The organism is Pseudomonadota bacterium (assembly GCA_026388275.1).
Lineage (GTDB): Bacteria > Desulfobacterota > Syntrophorhabdia > Syntrophorhabdales > Syntrophorhabdaceae > JAPLKB01.
This window is the reverse complement of record JAPLKB010000003.1, coordinates 1-23,749: the sequence shown is the minus strand read 5'-3', so window position 1 is coordinate 23,749 and position 23,749 is coordinate 1. Positions and strand designations below refer to the sequence as shown.

Sequence of the window (23,749 nt, the reverse complement as noted above, 5' to 3'; positions counted from 1 at the left end):
TTTTAAGTCTCCATAATCGGCAGTTCGATGATAAATCTCGTGCCTTCAGGCATATTGTTTTCTACACGTATCCTGCCGTGATGCTCGAGAATGATAGAATGGACAATCGCAAGCCCTAAGCCCATGCCGTGTTTGTCTGTAGTAAAATAAGGGTCAAATATCCTTTTCTTATCTTCTTCGGGAATTCCTGAGCCGTTATCAGCTACCTCTAAAACGGCCATTCCCTTATTTTCGTCATATTTTGTTGTAATTACAATCGTGCCAGGCCTGTTGCCTATCGCTTTTGCTGAATTGGTTATCAGGTTTATGATTGCCCTTTTAACGCCGTCCCGGTCTACTCTGGATTTGGGAACTACTGTCTGGTTGAATTCAAAACCAATATTATAATAAAGGTTCCTGTAGAGAGAGATGGTTTCTTCTACAATGGAGTTTATATCTTCTAAAGCTTTTGTTTGAGAGATGTGTGTTAGTTTGGTAAGCTCGTTTACTATGCCCTTTATGTCATCAACCGATTTAATTATGATGGAAGTCGTTTCATCGAGTATTTCCCTGTCATCGCCTTTAAAATTGGAGAGTAATCTTCTCCGGATGCGTTCGGCTGAAAGGACAATGGGAGTTAAAGGATTCTTTATCTCATGAGTAAGTTTTTTTGCCACTTCTCTCCATGTAGCAAGCTTTTCAGCTCTTACAACGTATGTGACGTCATCAAATGTTATGATAAACCCTTTGGTTTTACTTGCTTCATCTTTTAAAGTTGTGAGAGAAGCCCGTATGTATTTAATATCGTTTTGAAGATTAAGCCTCATATCTTTAGTGATGCTCCCGCCGCTTGCATCCCTTGCCTCCCTCAAAAATGATTTCATATGTTTTTTGAATTCATCAGGGAAAATCTGCCTGAAGGGTGTGCCTGGCAACGTTTCTTTTTCAATTCCAAGAATGCCCTGGGCTGAGTTGTTTATAAGTTGAATACCGCCGGTTTTATCTGTTGAAATAATGCCTGTAGCAACGTTGTCAAGGATTACTTCCATATATTTTTTCTTTGCTTCAACCTCATCCTTGGCAATCTTTAACTCCCTTGCCATGCTGTTGAATGCGCCTACAAGGGTGCCTATTTCATCCTTGCCTCTGTCTTCAAGGTTAATGTCAAATTTTCCCTTTGCGATGATTGCCGCCCCTTCTTTCATTTTTTCTATAGGGGTAGTGATTTCCGTTGCCATTTTTATCCCGACCCACACAGACAAAAAGATTGTCAGTATTGTTATTATCGAAAGGGGTATGTAAAAACTGTATTTCAGCAATTTCTTTAACGCTCTTGATTCTTTAAACTCTTTTTGGGTAGATGTGATCTCTTTGATCCTGTATGTGCCGTGTATTTTTATTGTGCTGCCTATAAAAAGCATGGCCTGGGAATTGCCGTATTCATCGTTAATTTTTGTGCCAATCATAATAAGCTCCCCCTCTTTTAAGGGGATTATCTCCCTGACAGGGTTGTCTTTAGTGTATGAATTTGCTTTATCTGAGAGCTTCTCATCAATTTCCCCGTCCAGATTACTTCTTATTACTTTTCCATGAAGATCGTGTATTGAATAGTACTTGATATGCTTTGTTTTTAAATTGTTTTTAAGTGTTTTATCGAGTTTCTCCTCATCGCTTAAAAGTTTTTGCTTACCTATGGTTGCTGCGAGAGTTTTTCCCGTTATTTCAAATTGCTGGAACATGTTGTCATAATAATACTGTGACAGCTCAAGCGCGCTATCAAGCGTATCCTCGATCTTCTGGCTGAACCACTTATCCATGCTTATATGAAAAAAACCTGTTGCAAGGATGAAGAGCGCAAATGACGGGATTATAGAGACAATCAGAAACGTGAGGGTCAGTTTGGTTTTCAGGCCTGATCCCCAGATACCGCGCTTTTTTTCAATATATGTTTTTACCAGAGTCCGTGTGACAATAAAGAGCAGGAGAAGGATAAGGAGCAGGTTGATATTCAGTATAATGACGATTAATTTGTTTTCCTCTATTGGTAGGAATTTTTTAAAGAAGGGAAGCTGCATTTCAAGGTAAAAGAAGAACCCGAAGACTAATAATATGAGGGATGCAAATAATATTTCTTTTTTATATTTCATATTAAACTTGTTTACAATCCAAGGTGTATAGCTAAAGAGTATGCTAACTTAGTTGCCATCCGGGGTTTCCGGATGGCAACTAATTATACTTTATTTCATTAAGGAAACAAAGTTTATCTGTCTTTTTTCAGTTTCACCCCTGCGGTATGAATGAAAAAAATCTTTATTGCAAAAAGTGCACATGTGAATATCGAATATATTTTTAATGCCCTCATCCTTGAATATTTCCTTGTTTGCCTGGCCTATATCGAGAAAAAGGGACCCCCCGGTTTTATGAAATATATCCGCTGAAAACCCGGCCTTTTGGAAAGCTGTATAAACATCCCACCCGATTTCATAACAACATGAATTGATATGCGGCCCCATAACTGCTGTCATGTGCTTTTTTTCTGCACCGAGTTCTGTCATTGCACGGACAGCTTTTTGCACGATTTTCTTTAAAGTGCCCCGCCAGCCTGCATGGATTATGGATGCCATGGGATAACCTGGTTCTGTGATAATGACGGGAAGGCAATCAGCCGTTTTGATGATGCCTGCCACGCCTTTTTCGATAAGTATGATGCCGTCTCCTGATGCAGGCTTTTCACCGTACTTTACAACATGCACCCTGTCGCCGTGTTCCTGATTCATGATGATCGTATCACTTAAACTGAAGGTTTCCAGAAAAACCTCTTTTTCTTTACCTGCCAGGGTATGAGATGGCGAATTCCTTGTAAAAAAGCCATGATTTATATGCGCCTTTTCAAGTTCAGGAAGATAATAGTAAGACCAATTGCCTGTAGTTTTAAGTTCAAATTGCATGAATTTCCTGTGGTCAGTTTATCTTATCAGCTATTTCAGCTTTGCAGTCAATATACTATTTTTGTGGGTGGGAAACAATGCCTTCGTATACGCATAATGAGAGTTTGCAGTACCTGATGCTTACGACGTAGCGGTTTATCACCTTAAGAGGGTAGTCCCTCCGCCGGTGTAAAATATGCCGGCTATTGCGCCGGTTATGAAGCAGGCCACGTTCGCGGCGAAAAGCGCCCATAGCCCGAGAATAGATATCTCTTTTGTCCTCTCAGGTATAATGCTCGATGTCCCGCCTACAAAGATGGCAAGTGACGGGATATGTGCAAATCCGCAAAGCGCATAGGTTGCGATAACAATACTCCGTTCGTGCACTATCTTTCCCTCTTTTATCAGGATGGCAAGGTCCTGATAGGACTTTACCTCTGTTGCTATGATCCTTTCACCTATTATACGCGCTATTGCAGGTACATCTTCATAAGGTACGCCCATGGCAAGAGTGAAGGGATAAAAAATATACTTCAGCGTATTGGTAAGAGACAAATCTACACTTGTCTTTAACAGGATATTTATGAACTTTCCTATGTATAACAGGCCTGCGTCAATAAGAGATATGAGCCCGATGAAAGCGATAAGCAACGCGCATATTGCTACAACCATTTTCACGCCTGTCATGGAACCGTTAATGATTGCTTCAATGGCGTTTCCTGCTTTCTCATATTCCACCTTGACTACCTTACCCAGTGTAAGAGGTTTTTCGGTTTCCGGAAATATAAGCTTGCTTACAAGTATTGCAGCCGGAGCCAGCAGCAAAGATGCGGAGATAAGATGCCCGGCTACTGTTGGAAAGGTGCCGGACAGTATGATTACATAAAAGCCGAGCACGCTGGAGGCTATTGTGGCCATACCGGTTGTCATGACGACCATCAGCTCCGAATGTGTCATTTCCCTGAGGTAAGGACGTACCGTAAGGTTGGATTCTATGCCGAGAAATATCTGAGCAGATGCGCATAGCGACTCTGCGCCGCTGATACCCATTACCTTTGCAAATATACGGGCAAATACACCTATTACCTTTTCCATAATTCCTATGTAGTAAAGAAGTTCCATTAAACCGGCAAAAAAGATGATGGAGGGAAGGGCCTGAAATGCAAGGATGAAACCGAGGGAACCTTCTGTTCCCGGAGGCTGGGCAAGTCTTCCAAAGAGAAATTTTACACCACCCAATGAACTGTCTACAACCACCATCGTCAGATCATTCATAAAGAAAAAAATCTTTTTCCCTATAGGGACGAGAAAGATAAAAAAAGCGAAGAGAGCTTGAAGCAGAATGCCCCAAATCAGGACTTTTATGCTGACACGTTTCTTGTTTTTAGAAAAGAGGTATAAAAAACCGATAAAAAAGAAAATCCCCAGGAAGGATATAAGGTTATAAATACCCATTTGTATACTCAAACCCCCTTACTAAAATACCCCGTTAGGATAGCAATAAATAATGAAAGAGACAATGAAATTTTAAAATAATAATTGGTTGAAGCGAGACAACCCCGTCCGGTAGATGGGGTTGTCTGGTTTGCCTTGCAGTTTTATTTAATTCTTTTACTTAACTTTAAAATTCCGAACTTCATTTTCAAGGTTTCTTGCAAGTTTAGATAGTCCTGCAGCTGCTTCGGATATTTCCTCCGATGAAGAGAATGTATCCTTTGTGACACTTGAAATCTGATTCATATCCTGGGTGATTTCATCTGTGGTAGCGCTCATTTCTTCTATGGCGCTTGCTATTTGATGAATGCCGCCATACAGTCCGTCAATGCTTGTTGTAATATCCTGCAGCGCTGTCTGGGCCTGTGAAGAGTACTGGACCCCTGTGACAACATTATCTTTTGCTTTTTCCATTGTTTCAACGGTCCTTTCCACGCCTCCCCTGATTGTTCTTATCATGCCGGCTATTTCAGTAGTGGAAGCAGAAGTCCTTTCCGCAAGCTTTTTTACTTCATCGGCAACTACCGCAAAACCTCTCCCCTGTTCCCCGGCACGGGCTGCTTCGATTGCTGCATTGAGGGCAAGAAGATTGGTCTGGTCTGCGATCTCTTCAATGACCGTTATAATGTCCCCGATTCTCAGTGATTGGTTTCCCAGTTCTTTTACAAATCCTGATGCAGCCTCCACGGTTTCCGCGATTATATTCACTTCCTGGATTGCTTTGTCGACGACCACTTGTCCCTGTTTTGATATATTAACGGTCTCGTTTGCCGCCTCCGCTATTTGGTTTGAGTTTCTGGCGATATCTTCCGAAGACTGGTTCATCTCGGTGGAGGCGGTTGCAACCTGAGTAGCCCTTTCAACCTGGTCCATAGCGCCTTTTGACAGTTTTTCGGCTGATGCGGTTAATTGTGTGCTTGAGGATGCCACATTGGTAGCCGATATTGTTATATCCTTGATGATTTGTCCCAGATTTTTATTCATGGTATCTATGGATCTGGCAAAGATACCCATTTCATCCTTCCTCTGAAGCGCATTTTCATTCACATTTATTGAAAAATCGCCTTTTGCTATCAAGTCAATGTGACTGGAAGAGCGTAAGATCGGTATGGCAATGCTCTTTGTAATGGAACGGGAGAAAAACATACCGATACAGATGTTTATAATGCCTATAATTATAAAAGCAAGACGTGTTGCTGAAGTGTTTTTTCTTGCTTCATTGTATCTATATTGGAGGCTGCCTTCATTATACTGAACGACAGCTTCAGCGGCTTTAATATAGGACTGAGCGAAGCGTATCAGTGCTTCATACTTTTCGGTTGCCTCTTTTGTATTTCCTGACATACCGAGTTCAATGGCGCTATTGTTGGTCTCCCTGCCAAGCGCAACCTCTTCCTTAAGCTTTGTGATGAGATTTTTCCCTTCCTCGTTTATCTCCAGTTTTTCAAGTCCTTCCATAGCCTTTTTATAGTTAGCCTTTTTCTCTTCAATCTGTTTCTTTGCCTCTTCCCTGGTATTGCTTTCCTGAGAAGTTACTATTTCCCCTACAAGGTATGTTATATCGGCGAGTGTGGTTCTGATATCATTGGCATGCATTATCTTGGCTGCATTAATTGTGATCATCCGCTCAAGCTTATCGTTTATGCCGTTAATGGAAACCACGCCTATTACCACATTGATTAACATCAGGCCAAGAGTTATACCAAAACCTATTGCAAGCCTTTTACCTATTTTAACGTCTGTAAACAGTTTCATGGAACTCCTCCCTTCGCGCAGGATATTTATTAAGATTAAAATTATTGAATAATGTTTTTGTGACTAATATTAAAAGAAAAAAGCTGAAAAAAATAAAAGAGGACATTCTTATGCTATCTCCCTATGATGTCTGTTATCCTTCTTATCGGCAACAGCAGGACTAACTTTAATATATTTTGTTTTTATTTTTCCCCTGGATACTACTTGTGAGGGTATACAATAATCCCTTTATTTTTATCGGGATAATATGTATATTTCAGAAATGGTCAAATTTATCTCTGCATGTCGTTGCCTCTCTTTTGTAATTTTTATTCTCTGCGTTTCCGTGACAGTAAATGCTCAGGAGAACCTTAAAAGGGTGACCTTTATACCCCATTGGAGTCCTCAGTCACAATTTGCCGGATATTTTGTTGCCTTTGAAAAAGGTTTTTACAAAAAACATGGTATTGCCCTTAATATATTGCAAGGAGGGCCAAACAGGCCTTCACTGGATCTGCTGAGCAGGGGAGAAGTGAATTTTGCAACCGCATGGCTATCGGCTGCAATCCAAAAACACTCGCAGGGGATAAAACTTGTCAATGTGGGCCAAATCATCCAGCGTTCGGCGCTCATGCTCATTGCCAAGAAGGCAAGGGGTATTTTCAGACCGGAAGATATAAATGGCAAGAAAATAGGGCTTTGGAGAACTGATTTTCAATTACAGCCGTTAGCTTTTTTAAAAAAGTATAATTTGAAGGCAATCATTGTCCCCCAATCATATTCTGTAAATCTTTTTCTCAGGGATGGTGTCGATGTCGCATCCGCTATGTGGTATAACGAATATCATACTATAATCAACGCAGGTCTTAATCCTGAAGAACTGACAACCTTCTTTTTTTATGAACATGAATTGAATTTTCCTGAAGATGGTATTTATACACTTGATAGTACTTTAAAAGAAGATCCGGAACTTGTTCATGCTTTTGTGAAAGCTTCTTTGGAAGGCTGGTTTTATTCCTTTGGACATCCAGATGAAGCATTGGATATTGTATTAAAATATATGTCCACAGCAAACGTCCCTGTGAACAGAGTTCATCAGAAATGGATGCTTGAGAGAATGAGGGACCTTATACTGCCTGATGACGGCAGTTTGCTCCCCACAGGTATACTTACAGAATCTGATTTTATAAGAGTATGCAAAGTGCTTAAAGAAAACGGTATTATAAAAAAGGCGCCCGCTTTCGATGATTTCTTTGTTGATTTTACAGGCCATGCTAAAAAATAAAGGTATTGCATTCAAACTTGTTCTCCTTTTTACGCTTAGCAGCATATGTATTTTTACGCCGATCTTTGGTTATAATCATTATGTTTCCAGACAGATAATTGAGAGAGGTATTGGAGAAAATTCAAAGAACCTTATTCTCGCATCAAAAAACAAGATTGAGGCTGTCCTTGCTTCGGCCCAAAAAATCCCGGAGAATATATCCTATTTTCTTGAAAACAGTTCATATAATGAATCGGAACTTTACCAGCTTCTCTATACTGTTGCGAAGAAAAACCCTGAAATATACGGAATTACTATAGCTTTTGAACCTTATGCCTTTAAAAAAGATGCCGAATATTTCGCTCCATGTTTTTTTAAGGAAGAAGGCGGAATCAGTTTTAAACATCTCGATAAACATTACAATTACTTCTTCCGGGATTGGTACCAGATACCGAAAGAGTTGCAAAGGCCTGAATGGACAGAGCCCTATTTTGATGATAGCAGAGGTATTCTGATGTGTTCATATGGAGTCCCTTTCTATAAAAACACCGATGGCAGGAGACAGCTTGCCGGTGTTGTCGTTGTTGAGGTATCTATCGAAAAATTAAGAGAAATTGTATCTTCCATAAAGATTCTCAAGACCGGATATGGGTTTTTGATCTCAAAAAATGGTACGTATGTTACTCATCCGATGAAAGAGCTGATCATGAATGAAACTATTTTTTCTATTGCAGAGGCTCGCGATAAAAAAGGCTTAAGGGAAATAGGACGAAGAATGATAAAAGGCGAATCAAGTCTTACCCCTTTTATGGCCAGCAGTGTTCTAACCGGTAAGGAGTGCTGGATGACGCACGTCCCGATCGAATCGAACGGCTGGTCTCTTGCTGTTCTTTTTCCGCAGGATGAGTTGATGGAAGACATTGTCAGGCTTAATAAAATAGTTTTTTTTCTTGGGGTTAGCGGTATATTTCTTCTTGCTGTAGCAACAGTCTATATTGCCCGCTCAATTACAGGACCGCTCAGGGCAATGGCGAAGGCAACGGAAGGGATAGGCTCAGGCAATCTTGATATAGAGTTGCCGGTTGTAACATCGGGCGATGAAGTCGGAAGGCTTACAGAGGCATTCGGGTATATGAAAACATCGCTGAAGGCTTATATTGAAGAACTTACCGAGACCACTGCGTTAAAGGAAAGGATGGAGAGTGAATTAAAAGTTGCGCATGATATACAGATGAGTATACTTCCCAAGATGTTCCCTCCATTCCCGGATAGGATGGAATTTGATATCTATGCAATGATACGGCCGGCAAAAGAGGTGGGCGGTGATTTTTATGATTTCTTTCAGATAGACCATGATCACCTCTGTTTTGTTATTGCCGATGTTTCAGGAAAGGGCATTCCTGCTTCCCTTTTCATGGCTGTCACAAAGACGCTTATTAAGTCAAAGGCTACTGTGGGACTTACTCCGGATCGAATTATTTCAAGGGTTAATGAAGAATTGTGTGTAGGCAATGATACGAATATGTTTGTAACAATATTTTGTGCTATCTTGAATGTTTGCAACGGAGAAATGGAATATACAAACGGGGGGCATAATCCTCCCCTGATTATCAGGAAAACAGGCGAGGTAAGCATGATCAAAAGCACCGGCGGGATTGTTGTGGGTGTTATAGATGATGCGAAGTACACGATAGATAAGCTTACCTTGGAGCCAGGCGACAGCATATATCTCTATACGGATGGTGTTAACGAGGCTATGAACAAAAATGGCGAATTTTTCTCGGATAAAAGGCTTGAGCAGGGGATTATAAGATTAAAGGAAGAATCTATAAAGGATATTATAGATGGAATAATGGAAGAAATAGAATATTTTGTTCAAGACATGCCTCAATCAGATGATATAACTATGATGGTAATTCAATATAAAGGAAACGTAAAAAAAGAATAGGAGGATATGAATCATGGATGACGAAATAAGAAAAAAGACACAGGAAACTGCAAAAAAGCTTTTTGGTAAAGGCATAAAAATGGACCCGCCATACCTGATGTGGAAGGAATTTGACAAAGATCTTGCCAATGATCTCTCAATGTTCATAACAGGGAACCTATATTCCAGGACAGTATTTACTCTGCCCGAAAGACAGTTGGTTGCCTGTGCCATACTTGCTGCCCTTGGGGCAACAAAAGAATTGAAGCTCCATTTGAACGGTGCTTTGAATGTGGGCTGCGATCCGAGAAAGCTTGCAGAAGCTATATTTCAGCTTGCCACCTATGGTGGGATGCCGAAAGTGAATGATGCCCTGGAAGTGTATCGGGAAGTGTTGAAAGAAAGAGGTGAATGGGAGGCCTTCAAGAGTTCTATATGAAATATTTGCGGGAAGTTAGGGCGTACACTTTTTTGTATCAATGTCCCTAACATGGTATTATAATCTCTTATATTAAAATGATAAATAAGGGGGTTTGATTGAAAAAAGACAGTGAAGCATTGCGCGAGTCGCTTTTGAATAATCTTACCTATGGTCTTGCAAAGGATATGTACTCTGCCACTTCACGGGATAAATTCGATTCTCTTGTCCTTTCCGTCCGTGACCTGCTTGTAGAACGGTGGATTACAACCCAGCAAAGATATTACGATATTGATGCAAAAAGGGTATATTATCTGTCCCTCGAGTTTCTTCTTGGCAGACTGTTACGGAATTATATTCTCAATCTCGGTTTGTCTGACGAATATTCACAGGCCGTGGATGTCCTGGGGATTGCCTATGAAGATATTTTTGAGAATGAATGGGATGCCGGGTTGGGCAATGGCGGCTTGGGAAGGCTTGCCGCCTGTTATCTGGATTCCCTTGCCACGCTTCAATATCCTGCATACGGCTACGGCATTCGCTATGAGTACGGCATATTTTTTCAAAGGATCAAAGACGGTTTTCAGGTAGAAGCTCCTGATAACTGGCTAAGATACGGCAATCCATGGGAACTGCCGCGACCTGAACTCCTCTACCCGGTTCATTTTTATGGTGAAATTGAGACTCGTACAAGCTCAAACGGAAAGTTCAGCATGAAATGGGTGGGTGGAGAAGAGGTTATGGCTATGGCTTACGATTATCCTGTCCCGGGGTTTCGGAATGAAACGGTAAATACGCTACGGTTATGGTCGGCAAAGTCCAGTAGAGATTTTAACCTTGAGTATTTTAACAGCGGCGATTACGTTGGCGCTGTTCAGGATAAAAGTCACAGCGAAAGCATTTCTAAAGTGCTTTATCCCAGTGACCAGTATGCAGCAGGCAAGGAACTGAGACTGAAACAGCAGTATTTTTTTGTGAGCGCTACCTTAAAAGACATTATCAGGAGGTATAAAAAATTCCATAAGAGTTATAAGGAATTTCCCGATAAAGTTGCCGTACAGCTCAACGATACGCATCCTTCGATTGCAATAGCCGAACTGATGAGAATACTTGTTGATGAGGACAGGATTTATTGGGATGATGCATGGGCTATAACTAAAAGAACCTTTGGTTATACAAACCATACGGTTTTGCCTGAGGCGCTTGAGACCTGGTACGAGGGTCTTTTTGCCCACCTTCTTCCCCGACACTTTCAGATTATAGAGGAGATTAACAGAAGGTTTCTTATTCAGGTTTCAGAACAGTTTCCTGATGAACCGGAACGAAAGGGCAAAACGAGCATTATTACAGGCAATGGCGAGAGGGTTATACATATGGCACGCCTCGCAGTTGTAGGCAGCCACACTGTTAATGGCGTGTCAGCGCTCCATACAGACATTTTGAAACAGGACTTATTGAAGGACTTTTGTGAAATAACACCCGAGAAATTCCGGAATGTAACGAATGGCATTACTCAGAGACGCTGGCTTCTTGAATCTAATCCGCTCCTTTCAGGTCTTATTACCGAGGCAATAGGAGAGGAGTGGTTAAAAAACCTTGAGGAGTTGAAAAGACTGGAACCCTTTGCTGACGATAAAACCTTTTGTAAGCAATTCAGCCGGATAAAAAGTTTGAACAAAGGAGCTTTGAACGATTATCTTTATAAAGCATTCTGGTTGTCCCTCTCTCCGGATTTTTTTCTTGACTGTCAAATAAAAAGATTCCACGAGTATAAGAGACAGCTTTTAAATATTTTGCATGTTATCACCATCTTTAACAGAATAAAGGAAGGGAAAATAGACAAAAAGTTTTCACCCAGAATTGTGCTATTTGCGGGTAAATCTGCACCCGGATATTTTATCTGTAAGCTGATTATCAAGCTTATTCACAACGTAAGTGCTGCATGTGAAGCCGATCCGGTAGTGAGCGACAAATTACGTGTCATTTTTGTCCCCAATTATGATGTTAGCCTTGCCCAGAGAATCATGCCCGCAGCAGAGCTATCCGAGCAGATTTCTACTGCAGGATATGAGGCATCAGGAACAGGCAATATGAAATTTACCTTAAACGGTGCCCTGACCATCGGAACCCTTGACGGGGCTAATGTTGAGATCAGGGAAGAAGTAGGGAAGGATAATTTCTTTCTCTTCGGGCACAATACAGAAGAGCTTGTGGCGATGCGCTCCTCCTATAATCCACGTCAATACTATGAAGAAAACCTGGAACTTAAAAAGGTTATAGATCAGATTCAGGGGGGATATTTTTCGCCGGATATGCCTCAATTGTTTCACCCGGTTATTAATCCGCTTTTAGAGCATGACACGTATTTTGTTCTGGCCGATTATGCATCATATATCCAATGTCAGGATGAGGTGAGCAAAGCCTATAGGGATGAAGCGCGATGGACAAAAATGGCCATTCTGAATGTTGCACGTTCAGGTAAGTTCTCAAGCGACAGAGCTATACGTGAATATGCGGAACATATCTGGCATGTCCTGCCGGCACCATCTCCCAGTGAAACGTGAATCTTTTACTTGTTTTCTTAACAACTATTTTCTCTGCATTATTTATGTCCGGATTTGCCACAGTTGCCGCTGCCCATGAAAAAACCAATGAAGCCGCTGTTTTGCCCTGGATGAAGACTCTTTTCGAAAGAAAGGCAGGAGAGTCGGACCAGATACTCTTAATTGTAGGCAATAATCCTGAATTGTTTTCAGCTAAAATATACCCCTTTGAAAGGCGTAACAATCGGTGGGATTTAATGCTTAAGCCGATTGATGCATCAATCGGCAGGAACGGTTTTGCATTGCCGGATATAAAGAGGGAAGGGGATGGCAGAACTCCCTCCGGTGTCTACGCCTTGGAATATGCCTTTGGTTATTTACCGGAAATGCATACAAAAATGCGTTATTTTCAGACAACAGAAGACGATGTCTGGGTAGATGATCCCGATTCAGTTGACTATAACAAATTAGTAAAAAGAGGGCATACAAAGGCAGCTTCCTTTGAAGATATGAGAAGAAAGGACAGTATGTACAAATATGGAATTGTCATAGCGTATAATGCAAATCCTGTTGTAAGAGGTCTTGGAAGCGCTATTTTTCTTCATATCTGGAGAGGGAAGAGAAAACCAACATCAGGATGTATCGCCATGTCTGAAGAAACTATCATATCTATTCTTGACTGGCTGGATCCGTCCCGAAAACCCATTGTTATGATGGGAATTGTAGATACATTAAAAGATATGTTAAAGAAATAATCAGGAATCTTTCATTTAATATATAGATATTTTTTTATTGTTTCCATTCCGTAAAAATGTAATTAATAATAAACATAATATTATGGACATAAGACCAGGGCTGCCAGTCAAAATTGTAATGAACACAGATAACATCAAAGAAATCAGTGATGTGAGAAATTCTATTATTTTCGATATTATTGAAAACAAATTGATAATAGCACAAACCGAACCGCCTGTTTTGAAAAGCAGGATCAATAAATCTGTTGTTCTCACTTACATTGTAAAAGAAAACAAAGAAGATGTGCGTTATGGTTTTGATGCAAATATCATTAATTTGACCAATGATTATGAGTTATCGGCCGATAACAAGACTCCGGCCGTTATCCTTTTGAAAAAAGCTAATCCCCAACCGTATAATCTAAGATTCTTTTTCAGGATTGACTCTACAAGCAACAATGGTATTGATATATCTATTTACAGGAAACCTGTTAATCTAATCGATATTTCTATTGGTGGAGCAAAAATAAGCCATAACAGGGAGTTAAAACTTGAACCAGGGAGAATAATTGAGATAAAACTTTCTATTGACGGCACTGTTTTTGATCTAAACGCTACTGTTATCAGGACCTGGGAGCCTAAAGAACAAACCAGGGTTAAAAGCCTGGAATTTGTTGCATTAGAGTTTATTAATACAAGCATGCAATTCAAAAATATGCTGGGGAAGAAAATATTCGATATTCAGAGAGAATTGCGTTCAAAAGAGATCCTATAGCTATATTTACTTGAAATCATAAGGATCAACTCACTATTCACAGTCTATATTAAAAACAGAGGTTTTTATTGTGAACCAATAATGGTGAGCTGTAAATCGACTATGATTTTATATCTTTTATCTTTCTTTTGATTGTTTTCCCTTTATCTTTCGGGAAGTCGGCTTTTATGTAGACAGCTTTTGCAAATATTTTATCTACCTGTCCTTCCATCGTTTTTTTTGCAAAAGTAAACTTTACTTTATCTCCTACGTTCATCATCTTCCTCCATCAACGTTATGCACTTGCACTTTCGGTTTTTGTCACGGTTTTTGTATCAGTTTTTGCATCAGATTTTGTGTCAGACTTTGCATCAGACTTTGTATCAGTTGAAGCTGCTGAAGCTGTTTCTACTGTGTCGGCATGATCCTCGCCATTTCCTGAGCTTGCCTTTTTCCCTACAGCATCAACGGGTTTCTTGTAATCAGTTGCATACCAGCCTGTACCTTTAAGGCGAAAGGAACAGCTTGAAATAAGTTTACTGAGTGGACCCTTGCAAAATTTACACTTAGATAATGGTTTATCTGTGATCCTCTGAAATATTTCGAATCTTTTACCACAGTCTGTACACTCATACTCATATATCGGCATGATTATTTACCTCCAAACTCCCAAAAAAAATACTTTAAAACTCGGGTATTAATATAACTCTTGCATTGCTGATCGTCAAGGTAATGTTTCTTCTGCTGATGTTTAAACCATCAATCTGTAACATGAAACTGGTTTTTATTCATTATTGCTTTTTGACATGATCGCATATTCAAACCCGTCTATAAGTGCCATAAAGGATGCCTTGTTGATGTTATCGGAAACTGCCGCGACGCTCCAGATATCCTTGCCATCGGTAAAAATAATGGAAACTTCAACCTTTGCAGATGTCCCGGATCTTGAGTCGTGGATTCTTGAAGCAAAATCTACAAGTTTAATGCCCTGGATTGCAGGGAAAACCGATGACAGTGATATTTTTAATACATTTGCCAAAGCATCTACCGGCCCCACACCGGTTGAAGCTTCATGCATCTGCTTTTTATTTGCTTTTATAATAACCGTTGCTTCAGGCCTGATACCGTCATCAATCAGCCTGTATGTTCCTACAATCTCGAAAGGGCTTTTATAGTTCTCAAGGGCTCGCAGTATGTTCAGTTCTTTTGTTGCATCATGGATATCGAGAAGTCTCTTCATCGTTTCCTCCTTTTAAAGGGGCTGGTTATGTCAAAAGTTTTCATAATATTGTTTTGTTTCTTGAGTATTTTTAGTTCTTTTCTCTTGGTCGGTCATCAGCATGTTCGGGGATATTGATCTGCGGCGGTCTGCTTCGCCTTGCGATGGATATTGATCTGCGGCGGTCTGCTTCGCCTTGCGATCCTCCGACGTACATTGAGTACGTCTGCGGCCTGCAAATCTCACAGCCCATCCACATCTGCAAAATCCCCGACATGCCGCTGCCCACTCAAACCGGATTCACATATACGCTTATGTGAATCCGGAATAAAGAAGGGGGTGAGTTTCTTCATTTTCAATTTTATTTTCTGCCTCCCCCTTATTTTGTCTTATAGAGGCTTGTATATATTCATTTTGCGAACCAATTTTTCATGCAACTATTGACAATACCAAGGGGCTTATATTACCCCCTCCTTACTTCCTGTATGAACGTGGGATGTTCGCTCACTTACGTTCGCTGGGACGTCCGCTTACGCTCGGACGTAAAAGCTTTCACGTCCTGCGTCCGAAGGAGCATAAGCGACTGAACGTCCTTCGTCCCTCGGGCAAACAGGTGCCTCGAACTTACTCGTTAGCATCTATGAGCAGTTTATAATCAATGCTGTCCACAAGTGCTCGCCAGCTTGCTTCAATAATGTTTTCCGATACACCAACGGTGCTCCAGGTACGTTTCCCGTCACTGCTTTCTATAAGCACCCTTGTTACTGCGCCGGTTCCATTTTGTGTTGTTAATACCCTTACCTTATAATCTATCAGTTCCATTTCCTTCAGTACGGGATAAAACTTATACAATGCTTTCCTCAAAGCAGCATCAAGAGCATTTACAGGGCCTTTACCAAGTGCTGCAGTATGTTCTATCCTGTCGCCGACTTTTACCATGATGGTCGCCTCGGAAACTGGGTGCCCCTTTTCCTTTTTGTCAATTATTACCTTAAAACCGATAAGGTCAAAAAACTTCTTGTGAATACCAAGGGCCTTTTTCATAAGAAGCTCAAGCGAGCCTTCTGCTCCTTCGAATTTATATCCGTACATCTCAAGGTCTTTTACCTTCTTTACCACGTCTTTGACCAGTTTCCTGTCTTTTTCAATATCGATGTTAAATTCTTTTGCTTTATACAGGATGCTGCTTTCTCCGGAAAGATCAGATATAAGGACTCTCTGTGTATTGCCTACCAACTCCGGTTTTATATGTTCATACGTTTCGGCATTTTTCCGTATTGCGCTGACATGGATACCTCCCTTATGTGCAAAGGCGCTATTGCCGACATAGGGTTTGTGTTTATCCGGTTTAAAATTTGCCATTTCATCAACATATAGACTCAAATCCCTCAAATGTGTAACTTTCTCCCTTGGAATCCCTGTATGATTCATTTTCAGGATAATGTTAGGGATGATAGAACAGAGGTTTGCATTTCCGCAACGTTCTCCATATCCGTTGATTGTGCCCTGGATATGTGAACACCCTGCTTTAACTGCCATCAATGTATTTGCAACAGCCATTTCAGTGTCGTTATGGGTATGAATGCCAAGTTGTATATCCGTTGTCTTCCGTACCTTCAGGACTGTGTCGTAAATTTCATAAGGCATACTCCCGCCGTTTGTATCACACAGGACAATTGCATCGGCTCCGGCATATTCCGCAGTTTTAATGACCTTTTTTGCATACACGTTGTTTTTTTTGTAACCATCAAAAAAATGCTCTGCATCAAAGAAGACAGTTTTGCCGTGCTTTTTCAGATATTTTATTGTTTTATCAATCATCTTAAGGTTTGTATCAAGAGTAACTTTGAGTGCATCCTTTACGTGAAGATCCCAGCTTTTCCCGACTATCGTCACATATTTAGTGTCTGCATCGAGTATAGCCTTTATAATCTCATCTTCGTCAGGGTCTGAATGGAGTTTCATTGTACTGCTGAAGGCTACTATTTTAGAATTCTTAAGATGAAGCTTCTTAACCTCTTTGAAGTATTGAAGGTCTTTAGGGTTTGATCCCGGCCAACCTCCTTCAATATAGTGCATCCCGAATTCGTCAAGCTTCTCGGAAATCCTGAGTTTGTCATTCAGAGAGAATGCTATATCTTCCGACTGTGCCCCGTCGCGTAATGTGGTATCGTAGAATTCAACCCTCAAGCTTTTCCTCCACCGGTTCGGAATCAAGCCCGAATGCTTTATGAAGAGCCCGCACAGCGAGTTCTCCATATTTCCCTTCTACTACACAGGAGATCTTGATCTCCGATGTTGTTATTGCCTCAATATTTATTCCCTCTTTTGCAAGGACAGAGAACATTTTCGATGCTATCCCGGCGTGAGACCTCATACCAAGCCCGATAATGGACACCTTGGCTATATCTTCGTCGAGCGATACCTTTTCTGCGCCGATTTTTGTTGCCACCTCTTCCATAAGCTTAAAGGCTTTTCTTCCATCGGCCTTTGCAACCGTAAAGGTAATGTCTGTACAATTATCCCGGCTTACGTTCTGAACTATCACATCAACAACAACGTTTGCATCAGAGAGGGCGGTGAATACCTTTGATGCTACTCCCGGCATATCCGGCACCTTGCTCACAGTTATTTTTACTTCGTTCTTGTTATGAGTAACACCTGTAACTTCCATTTTTTCCATGTCCGACACCTCCTTACATACTAATGTTCCCTCACCGTCTGTGAAGGAAGACTTTACAAGAATTGGCACATTGTATCTCATGGCAAATTCAACAGATCTTATCTGCAGTACCTTGGCTCCAAGACTTGCCATCTCAAGCATCTCTTCATAGGATACCCTGTCAAGTCTTCTCGCGCGGTCGCATATATTCGGGTCTGTTGTGTATACACCGTCAACATCCGTATAAATTTCACACAAATCGGCATTCAGTGCTGCAGCCAGAGCTACTGCCGATGTATCCGAGCCTCCTCTGCCGAGCGTTGTAATGTTGCCATTTTCATCAACTCCCTGAAAGCCGGGGACAACAATAACTTTCCCCTTGCCTATCTCAGACATGATCAGATCCTTTTCAATACGAGATATCCTTGCCTTGGTATAGCTTGAGTCTGTTACTATTTTTACCTGGTGGCCGAGTATTGAAACAGCATCGCATAGCATTTCTTTCAATGTAATGGCAAGAAGAGCTGATGTCACCTGCTCGCCTGTGGAAATTAATACATCGACTTCCCTTTCATCAGGGTTTTTGCTTATACTGCTCGCCAGATTGAGCAATTTGTCAGTTTCACCGGACATAGCTGAAACAACAACAACAATATCGTTGCCTTCCTTCCGGTATTTAATAACACGTTTGGCTACATTACTTATTCTTTCAATGTCTGCAACTGATGTTCCTCCATACTTTTGTACGACAAGCATTTACACCTCCTCCATCTTTCGCAATCGCAGATTATTCTATACACAAAACCTTTCATGGTCTGTTTACTGTAATTCTTCTTTCTTCCTCACTTACTACTTCAATTTTTACCCTGATTACTCCATCCTGCCATGATGCTCTTTGTGCCCATTCTACCACAACTATACCCTCTTGAAGAAACTCTTCCAGTGCAAAACCCTCAACTTCATTCCCATCAATCCTGTAAAGGTCTACATGGCAAAGGTTAAGGTTCCCCTCGTAAATATTCATAATTGTAAAGGAGGGGCTTACTACGTACTGCCAGTCTTTTACCCCGATGCCCCTTGCCACACCTTTTACAAGTTGGGTCTTTCCTGCGCCAAGCTCACCGTAGAGCGTATAGAGGTCACCTTTTTTTGCAATTTTCCCGAGTATCTCTCCTATATCCCATGTATCAGAGGGACTTTTCGATATAAACTCTTTCTCTTCCATCCCGTATATCCTGTATGGCCTTACCCAGACCGGCAAGGAGGTCGCCTGCAATGAGGTCCATATCCGTACTAGCCACAACCCAGTCATCTGCCAGATAACCGTGGAGGTATACGCCTGCAATGGAAGATTCCACAAGGGAACAACCCTGTGAAGCACATCCCCCGATGAAGCCGGTCAATATGTCTCCGCTCCCGCCTTTTGCCAGAGCCGGATTTCCTGTAGGATTTATAAAAATGTCGCCGGTGGCGCTGAAGACAACTGTCCGGGCGCCCTTTAAAACAAGGTTAATCCCTGTTTCTTTGACGAATTGCCTGCCGGCTCCGATTCTATCCTCATTTATCTCCTTTGTTGAAAGCCCGGTAAGGCGTGCAAGCTCGCCTGGATGAGGGGTAAACACAGCATTTCTTTTTGCCTTGCCTATAATGCCAACATAACCCTGAAAGGCGTTTATCCCGTCGGCATCAACGATAAAGGGCTTATCTATATTCACATAGAGTTTTCTTACAAGCTCCATTGTTTCCTGATTCTGAGAAAGTCCGGGACCAATGATTATTACATCCTTGTCTTCCACAAAAGCTTTTATCCGGTCATAGGAAGAGAGTGCAAAACATCCGGTACCATTATCTGCCACAGGGTATGTCATTACCTCTGTAAGTTTGACTTCCATTATGTTATTCAAGCTTTCAGGAATAATAAGCGTGACAAGGCCTGCACCTATCTTTAAGGCAGCCATTGAAGCCATATGCGCTGCGCCTGTCTTTCCAGGAGAGCCGGCGATTACAACTGCATGACCGTAAGTTCCTTTGTGTGACCAGGGATTTCTTTCTTTCAGTGCATTTTTTAACATTGCTCCGTCAATAATATATCCGTCAAAGCCTATTTTTTTCTCTATAAAGGATGGTATTGATATGTCGATTATTGTTAATTTGCCGGTATGATATGCGCCCGGGTAAAGTATCTGTCCTATTTTCGGGTAAGCGAATGTGAATGTATGAATTGCCCTGACTGCACATCCAAGAGGAGCACCGGTCTTTCCGTCAATACCTGACGGGATATCAACGGCTATGACAGGCTTGCCCGATTCGTTGATTTGTTCTATGACTGCTTTTTCCCTGCCTGTTACCGGCTTTGAAAGCCCTGTTCCGAAAATTGCATCTATAATAATATCGGCATGTTGTATGCCTCTTTTTACCAGGGCAAATGTATCATCTATCTCAACAATGTTTCCGCCTATTGATGCGTATAATCCCATATTTAAAGCAGCATCGCTTTGAAGATCCTTTTTTTTACAAAGAATAAAAACTCTGACATTATAGCCGGCTTCAAGTGCATACCGGGCGATTACAAAACCGTCACCGCCGTTATTTCCTCTTCCGCAGAAAATAGCAATGCGGTGTTTACCCTCAAGGTAGCGCTCTTTCATAAGTCTGTACATATTACGGCCTGCATTTTCCATAAGCACTGCCGAGGGAATGCCCCAGGTTTTTATTGCATACTCATCATATTTTGCCATCCGTTCAGGCGTCAGCACTTTCATATATTTACTCCCTTATCAGATTACCACTACTGATACTGCATATGCCCGTTCATGTGAAATACTTACCCCATCATATCGTTCCCCGAGGTATTCGATGTACGGTTTCCCCTGGGACTGCAAAACGTTAATGCTTTTCCAGGGCACCTTTCTGCCGATAGCTTTTATAAACGCCTCTTTGGCGGCAAACCGTCCGGCAAGCGACTCGGAGATCCTGTGTTTGCTGCCGGCGTATCGAATCTCGTCATCGGTGAATACCTTATTAAGGAATCTGTCGCCGTGCCTGTCAATTATGTTTTTCATTCGTATAACTTCAATTATATCAATACCAACCATAGTAAACTCCGCAAGAAAACACATTACCATAAAATGTGCTGATTTTAAAGGAGATATTTTACCATTACGCAGTTATCTTTAAAAGGAAAAAAGTTAACAGATGCAAGATTTGTAGATGCATTTCTTTTCAGATTTTCACTTGGTCGGGCGACGGCATGGCGGGGATGTCCATCTTCGGCGGTCTGCTTCGCCTTGCGATCCTCCATCGTACGTTCAGTACGATTACGGCCTGCAAAGCTCACAGCCCATCCAAATCTGAACATCCCCGCCATGCCGTCGCCCACTCAATCCGGATTCGATCAGCCTTCACGCTGATGCGAATCCGGAATAAAAAAGAATGTTCTAATTTTCATGTTCGAAGGAGTATGTCAAGCCATTAGTCATATTTATTATTTATTAATCGCAATTTAATTGTTTGGTCATAATATTGCTTGACAACTTTCTGTAATTGCAGGAAAATAAAATAAAAAAGTGACAATATGACGGGGGTCAATCGGTTCAGATTTTGCAATGTGTTTTAATGTTTATACAACAATCATTTTGCCCGTGTGATGGGCAAACCAAAAAACGGTATTGAGACCTCCAGGATAGATAAAAAGGAATTTTATGTTTTGCCATATGTCCAGACCGTGGAGCTGGATATATGGTGCCAGTGAAGAGACATTGGGATGTGTTGCAACAAAGGCGTATAGTTAATTGTTATGTGAAAATAAATAACTACTATAAGGGGTAATCATGCGCTTCTTTAAAAGTAAGCAAGAAAAACACGATGAAGAATTTACGAAGGCATGGAATGAAGCAATAGACCCGACACAAAAGGCATCCAAGCGAAAACGCATGTCAACAAAAGAAATCGCTGAAAAACTTTCCGAATATTTAAACGCAGACGACATTAAATCACCCGCCTATATTCTTCTCGATCACGAGTTGAAGTGCCGAGTAGAAAAAATCCAGAATTTTCCACAATACCTAATCCTATTTGCAATGATAGGGGGCATTTTCTTGGGTTGGCTTTTGCCTCAGTGGAAACCATTGGAATCAAAAACCTCCTTGGATATAATAGCGAACCATATTAAGGAACACGATGAGGCCAAAGCCGAGAGAGATGCCAAGCAAGGCACCGAGAACGTGAAGTTGCCAATCCCCTCGATCTCAAAAGCCGATATACTCAATCCAATAAAGCAACCAGACGAACAAACACCCAAAGACAAACAGGGTAAACAAAACAACACAAAACGCTAATGCTGCCCCGTGCTTTGTATGTACCAATAATGGAAAATGCCAGAAACAATAATATGAAGAATATAAAAGTAAAATGAGCAAACCCCACATAACCACAGAATGCACCCGACGCGGAAGAATGTCGAGTTTAGTACGTTTAGTTTTCATGCAACCTCCCTTCCCGCTCGCCGTGCGGGTGATCCTCATGTTCTACTTGACGTGCGATGTAAGAAATATCCCAAGTCAAAGGAGCTATCGCAGTGTTTGGTCGATACCTCCAAAGAATGGCTGAAAACAAAAGGGAGACAATATGTTGGAATTCCAAGTTCCTATATCACGGGAAATGGTCTTGCCAAGAGTTTCATTGAAAACCCTCCATAGGTCATTTCTAACAGGTCATTCCAGTGAAACGCTAAAAGCTTCGCTTTTGGCATCCGCTGAACTCCAACAGTATCAATTGTTTCAACTGGCAATTGTTGTCCATGTATTGATGAGTCATAAAATGAGGTTAAAAGAGTAAGGTATGCATCAAGCGCCTTTTTGAACAATAATTAAACAAGGAGGGTATAACTATGGGAATAGTAAGTTGGCTCACAGGAACTGATAAATATGGTGCTGTTCAAAGTGCTTTAATAGCGAAATATATGTTCTTACGCATGACTGATTCAGAAAAGGACAATCTCAATAGAAAAGCGTTCGAAGTATTGGTTCGTGGGGGAATTCCTCGTGACCGTGCGACAGATAGGATAGGAAGGTTGAATGAAGCCGAGAAATATTGCCTATACTCTATGACTTTGGCAACGGCAGGCATTCCTCCAGCACTAAAAGGTATACTCTATAATGATGAATGGTACCCAATCACGAATCCATTTGTTGCTCTGTTAAGAGCAGATAAACAAATGCGTGCCGCGTCATATCAGATCAAAAACAAGTATGGTGTCGACCTGTCTATCACTCTAATATAGCGATATCGTCTATGTCAGGCCACGTTGATACATCCAAGTTCTTAGGGAGGACAACCAATGAAACCATCTGTGTTTGTTCAGACTATAATATGTATCTTTGTCTTTTGGGCGACTTGTATGCCTCTGGACAAGAATAGCGAATGGTTGTACATCGATGAAGGAATGATAAGAATCGTAAACCGAGAATTAGTCCAAGATCGCCTCGTAAGTGTGGATACCGTGGTGGCTTATCAGGAAACGAGATCGGGTAATCCTTCCCTTCGCCCAATCAGAATAGACTTGTCACGGATTGCGCCACATCAACTTGTATTTCCTAATAAGCGAAAGCTTTGCGAGGGAGATTATTTGAGAGTGGGAAAAGAAAAACTGGAAGTTACAAAAATAGGTAAGAATATCCCTCTTTTCAAATAAGAATAATGTTTTATCGGTGTGACGAATATGGATGGGACGTTCCTTAAAAACTGATTCCTGAGAAGTAACTCCCAAATATTTATTGTATTAAATTGTATACAATGTGAAAGTATTGCATGTATAAGAAAACATCACCACAACAAAAACTATTCGGAGTAGAAACGCAGATGTCCCCCTCATTGCGCAGTCGACTTGAGACTTCGTGGGCCCTCCTGTTCAGGACCGAAGTTCTTCCAATCCTGGAGGGAAAACAGAAAATATAAAGGGGTCAGATACTGTCATTAATGTCAAGCCCAAAACTCTCCTTTTTTAGTTTTTTTATCATACATCACGATATGGTACTTTACCCTTATATACAGCATGTGCGATAAGAAGCAATTTTCTCATTGCAGCAATAACGGC

Annotated in this window: 23 protein-coding genes; 9 read left to right on the top strand and 14 right to left on the bottom strand. The window is 41.2% G+C overall.

Annotation, left to right across the window (positions count from 1 at the left end; genetic code table 11):
* Window positions 1-2: 2 nt before the first annotated feature.
* The 4 genes from NT010_00420 to NT010_00405 form a co-directional block, all read right to left on the bottom strand.
* A complete protein-coding gene (locus NT010_00420; GenBank protein MCX5804520.1) occupies window positions 3-2,126 on the bottom strand; it encodes an ATP-binding protein in 2,124 nt (707 codons plus the stop codon).
* Window positions 2,127-2,216: 90 nt separating this feature from the next.
* A complete protein-coding gene (gene pgeF / locus NT010_00415) occupies window positions 2,217-2,927 on the bottom strand; it encodes a peptidoglycan editing factor PgeF (GenBank protein ID MCX5804519.1) in 711 nt (236 codons plus the stop codon).
* 138 nt (window positions 2,928-3,065) lie between these two features.
* Entirely contained in the window at window positions 3,066-4,361 is a 1,296-nt protein-coding gene (locus tag NT010_00410) for a nucleoside transporter (protein MCX5804518.1), read from the bottom strand.
* Between the two features lie 156 nt (window positions 4,362-4,517).
* On the bottom strand, window positions 4,518-6,155 hold the full coding sequence (locus NT010_00405; GenBank protein MCX5804517.1) for a methyl-accepting chemotaxis protein: 1,638 nt from the start codon (window positions 6,153-6,155) through the stop codon (window positions 4,518-4,520).
* 247 nt (window positions 6,156-6,402) lie between these two features.
* Between NT010_00405 and NT010_00400 the strand changes: the two genes are divergently transcribed.
* The 6 genes from NT010_00400 (at window position 6,403) to NT010_00375 (ending at window position 13,795) form a co-directional block, all read left to right on the top strand.
* Window positions 6,403-7,419, top strand: coding sequence for an ABC transporter substrate-binding protein (locus NT010_00400; protein MCX5804516.1), 1,017 nt, complete (start codon window positions 6,403-6,405; stop codon window positions 7,417-7,419).
* A complete protein-coding gene (locus NT010_00395) occupies window positions 7,406-9,346 on the top strand; it encodes a SpoIIE family protein phosphatase (protein MCX5804515.1) in 1,941 nt (646 codons plus the stop codon). Before NT010_00400 ends, NT010_00395 begins: the two co-directional genes overlap by 14 nt.
* A gap of 13 nt (window positions 9,347-9,359) precedes the next feature.
* Window positions 9,360-9,764, top strand: a complete 405-nt coding sequence (locus tag NT010_00390; GenBank protein MCX5804514.1) for a carboxymuconolactone decarboxylase family protein — start codon at window positions 9,360-9,362, stop codon at window positions 9,762-9,764.
* A gap of 98 nt (window positions 9,765-9,862) precedes the next feature.
* Window positions 9,863-12,307 carry a glycogen/starch/alpha-glucan phosphorylase gene (locus tag NT010_00385; GenBank protein ID MCX5804513.1) on the top strand — a complete coding sequence of 815 codons (2,445 nt, stop codon included), beginning with the start codon at window positions 9,863-9,865 and terminating at the stop codon, window positions 12,305-12,307.
* A 44-nt stretch (window positions 12,308-12,351) separates the two neighbouring features.
* Window positions 12,352-13,041, top strand: a complete 690-nt coding sequence (locus NT010_00380) for a L,D-transpeptidase family protein (protein MCX5804512.1) — start codon at window positions 12,352-12,354, stop codon at window positions 13,039-13,041.
* Window positions 13,042-13,123: 82 nt separating this feature from the next.
* On the top strand, window positions 13,124-13,795 hold the full coding sequence (locus tag NT010_00375) for a PilZ domain-containing protein (GenBank protein ID MCX5804511.1): 672 nt from the start codon (window positions 13,124-13,126) through the stop codon (window positions 13,793-13,795).
* A gap of 100 nt (window positions 13,796-13,895) precedes the next feature.
* Here NT010_00375 and NT010_00370 read toward each other — a convergent pair whose 3' ends face one another.
* The 10 genes from NT010_00370 to NT010_00325 all read right to left on the bottom strand — a co-directional run bounded on the left by NT010_00370 (window position 13,896) and on the right by NT010_00325 (window position 21,022).
* Window positions 13,896-14,054 carry a hypothetical protein gene (locus NT010_00370; GenBank protein MCX5804510.1) on the bottom strand — a complete coding sequence of 53 codons (159 nt, stop codon included), beginning with the start codon at window positions 14,052-14,054 and terminating at the stop codon, window positions 13,896-13,898.
* Window positions 14,055-14,069: 15 nt separating this feature from the next.
* The gene (locus NT010_00365; GenBank protein MCX5804509.1) at window positions 14,070-14,423 is read right to left on the bottom strand and encodes a zinc ribbon domain-containing protein; all 354 of its coding nucleotides are present in this window, start codon (window positions 14,421-14,423) and stop codon (window positions 14,070-14,072) included.
* A gap of 135 nt (window positions 14,424-14,558) precedes the next feature.
* Window positions 14,559-15,014, bottom strand: a complete 456-nt coding sequence (locus tag NT010_00360; GenBank protein ID MCX5804508.1) for a hypothetical protein — start codon at window positions 15,012-15,014, stop codon at window positions 14,559-14,561.
* A gap of 70 nt (window positions 15,015-15,084) precedes the next feature.
* Window positions 15,085-15,270 carry a hypothetical protein gene (locus tag NT010_00355; GenBank protein MCX5804507.1) on the bottom strand — a complete coding sequence of 62 codons (186 nt, stop codon included), beginning with the start codon at window positions 15,268-15,270 and terminating at the stop codon, window positions 15,085-15,087.
* 347 nt (window positions 15,271-15,617) lie between these two features.
* Entirely contained in the window at window positions 15,618-17,252 is a 1,635-nt protein-coding gene (cimA, locus tag NT010_00350) for a citramalate synthase (GenBank protein ID MCX5804506.1), read from the bottom strand.
* Window positions 17,173-18,411: an aspartate kinase gene (locus NT010_00345; protein MCX5804505.1), complete on the bottom strand. Its 1,239-nt coding sequence runs from the start codon at window positions 18,409-18,411 to the stop codon at window positions 17,173-17,175. The genes cimA and NT010_00345 overlap by 80 nt, the downstream gene beginning before the upstream one ends.
* Window positions 18,412-18,463: 52 nt before the next feature.
* Complete coding sequence (tsaE, locus tag NT010_00340; GenBank protein MCX5804504.1) at window positions 18,464-18,880, bottom strand: tRNA (adenosine(37)-N6)-threonylcarbamoyltransferase complex ATPase subunit type 1 TsaE; 417 nt, start codon at window positions 18,878-18,880, stop codon at window positions 18,464-18,466.
* On the bottom strand, window positions 18,843-20,417 hold the full coding sequence (locus NT010_00335; protein MCX5804503.1) for an NAD(P)H-hydrate dehydratase: 1,575 nt from the start codon (window positions 20,415-20,417) through the stop codon (window positions 18,843-18,845). Before NT010_00335 ends, tsaE begins: the two co-directional genes overlap by 38 nt.
* Window positions 20,418-20,432: 15 nt before the next feature.
* Window positions 20,433-20,750 (bottom strand): holo-ACP synthase, encoded by a 318-nt coding sequence (gene acpS / locus NT010_00330; protein ID MCX5804502.1) that lies wholly within the window; start codon window positions 20,748-20,750, stop codon window positions 20,433-20,435.
* A 44-nt stretch (window positions 20,751-20,794) separates the two neighbouring features.
* Window positions 20,795-21,022, bottom strand: a complete 228-nt coding sequence (locus NT010_00325; GenBank protein MCX5804501.1) for a hypothetical protein — start codon at window positions 21,020-21,022, stop codon at window positions 20,795-20,797.
* Between the two features lie 463 nt (window positions 21,023-21,485).
* On the opposite strand from NT010_00325, the gene NT010_00320 reads away from it, so the two are divergent.
* The 3 genes from NT010_00320 (at window position 21,486) to NT010_00310 (ending at window position 23,347) form a co-directional block, all read left to right on the top strand.
* Window positions 21,486-21,992, top strand: coding sequence for a hypothetical protein (locus NT010_00320; protein MCX5804500.1), 507 nt, complete (start codon window positions 21,486-21,488; stop codon window positions 21,990-21,992).
* Between the two features lie 551 nt (window positions 21,993-22,543).
* Complete coding sequence (locus NT010_00315; GenBank protein MCX5804499.1) at window positions 22,544-22,936, top strand: hypothetical protein; 393 nt, start codon at window positions 22,544-22,546, stop codon at window positions 22,934-22,936.
* 57 nt (window positions 22,937-22,993) lie between these two features.
* Complete coding sequence (locus tag NT010_00310) at window positions 22,994-23,347, top strand: hypothetical protein (GenBank protein ID MCX5804498.1); 354 nt, start codon at window positions 22,994-22,996, stop codon at window positions 23,345-23,347.
* The last annotated feature ends 402 nt before the right edge of the window (window positions 23,348-23,749 follow it).

Coding starts and splice junctions, on each gene's coding strand:
- pgeF (MCX5804519.1), bottom strand. CDS start 2,927: ATGCAATTTGAACTTAAAACTACAGGCAATTGGTCTTACTATTATCTT.
- NT010_00355 (MCX5804507.1), bottom strand. CDS start 15,270: ATGTCGGGGATTTTGCAGATGTGGATGGGCTGTGAGATTTGCAGGCCG.
- tsaE (MCX5804504.1), bottom strand. CDS start 18,880: ATGGAAGAGAAAGAGTTTATATCGAAAAGTCCCTCTGATACATGGGAT.
- NT010_00325 (MCX5804501.1), bottom strand. CDS start 21,022: ATGGCGGGGATGTTCAGATTTGGATGGGCTGTGAGCTTTGCAGGCCGT.
- NT010_00390 (MCX5804514.1), top strand. CDS start 9,360: ATGGATGACGAAATAAGAAAAAAGACACAGGAAACTGCAAAAAAGCTT.
- NT010_00360 (MCX5804508.1), bottom strand. CDS start 15,014: ATGAAGAGACTTCTCGATATCCATGATGCAACAAAAGAACTGAACATA.
- NT010_00395 (MCX5804515.1), top strand. CDS start 7,406: ATGCTAAAAAATAAAGGTATTGCATTCAAACTTGTTCTCCTTTTTACG.
- NT010_00375 (MCX5804511.1), top strand. CDS start 13,124: ATGGACATAAGACCAGGGCTGCCAGTCAAAATTGTAATGAACACAGAT.
- NT010_00405 (MCX5804517.1), bottom strand. CDS start 6,155: ATGAAACTGTTTACAGACGTTAAAATAGGTAAAAGGCTTGCAATAGGT.
- cimA (MCX5804506.1), bottom strand. CDS start 17,252: ATGGAGAACTCGCTGTGCGGGCTCTTCATAAAGCATTCGGGCTTGATT.
- NT010_00345 (MCX5804505.1), bottom strand. CDS start 18,411: ATGCTTGTCGTACAAAAGTATGGAGGAACATCAGTTGCAGACATTGAA.
- NT010_00380 (MCX5804512.1), top strand. CDS start 12,352: ATGTCCGGATTTGCCACAGTTGCCGCTGCCCATGAAAAAACCAATGAA.
- NT010_00320 (MCX5804500.1), top strand. CDS start 21,486: ATGCGCTTCTTTAAAAGTAAGCAAGAAAAACACGATGAAGAATTTACG.
- NT010_00365 (MCX5804509.1), bottom strand. CDS start 14,423: ATGCCGATATATGAGTATGAGTGTACAGACTGTGGTAAAAGATTCGAA.
- NT010_00420 (MCX5804520.1), bottom strand. CDS start 2,126: ATGAAATATAAAAAAGAAATATTATTTGCATCCCTCATATTATTAGTC.
- NT010_00400 (MCX5804516.1), top strand. CDS start 6,403: ATGTATATTTCAGAAATGGTCAAATTTATCTCTGCATGTCGTTGCCTC.
- acpS (MCX5804502.1), bottom strand. CDS start 20,750: ATGGTTGGTATTGATATAATTGAAGTTATACGAATGAAAAACATAATT.
- NT010_00315 (MCX5804499.1), top strand. CDS start 22,544: ATGGGAATAGTAAGTTGGCTCACAGGAACTGATAAATATGGTGCTGTT.
- NT010_00335 (MCX5804503.1), bottom strand. CDS start 20,417: ATGAAAGTGCTGACGCCTGAACGGATGGCAAAATATGATGAGTATGCA.
- NT010_00370 (MCX5804510.1), bottom strand. CDS start 14,054: ATGATGAACGTAGGAGATAAAGTAAAGTTTACTTTTGCAAAAAAAACG.
- NT010_00310 (MCX5804498.1), top strand. CDS start 22,994: ATGAAACCATCTGTGTTTGTTCAGACTATAATATGTATCTTTGTCTTT.
- NT010_00410 (MCX5804518.1), bottom strand. CDS start 4,361: ATGGGTATTTATAACCTTATATCCTTCCTGGGGATTTTCTTTTTTATC.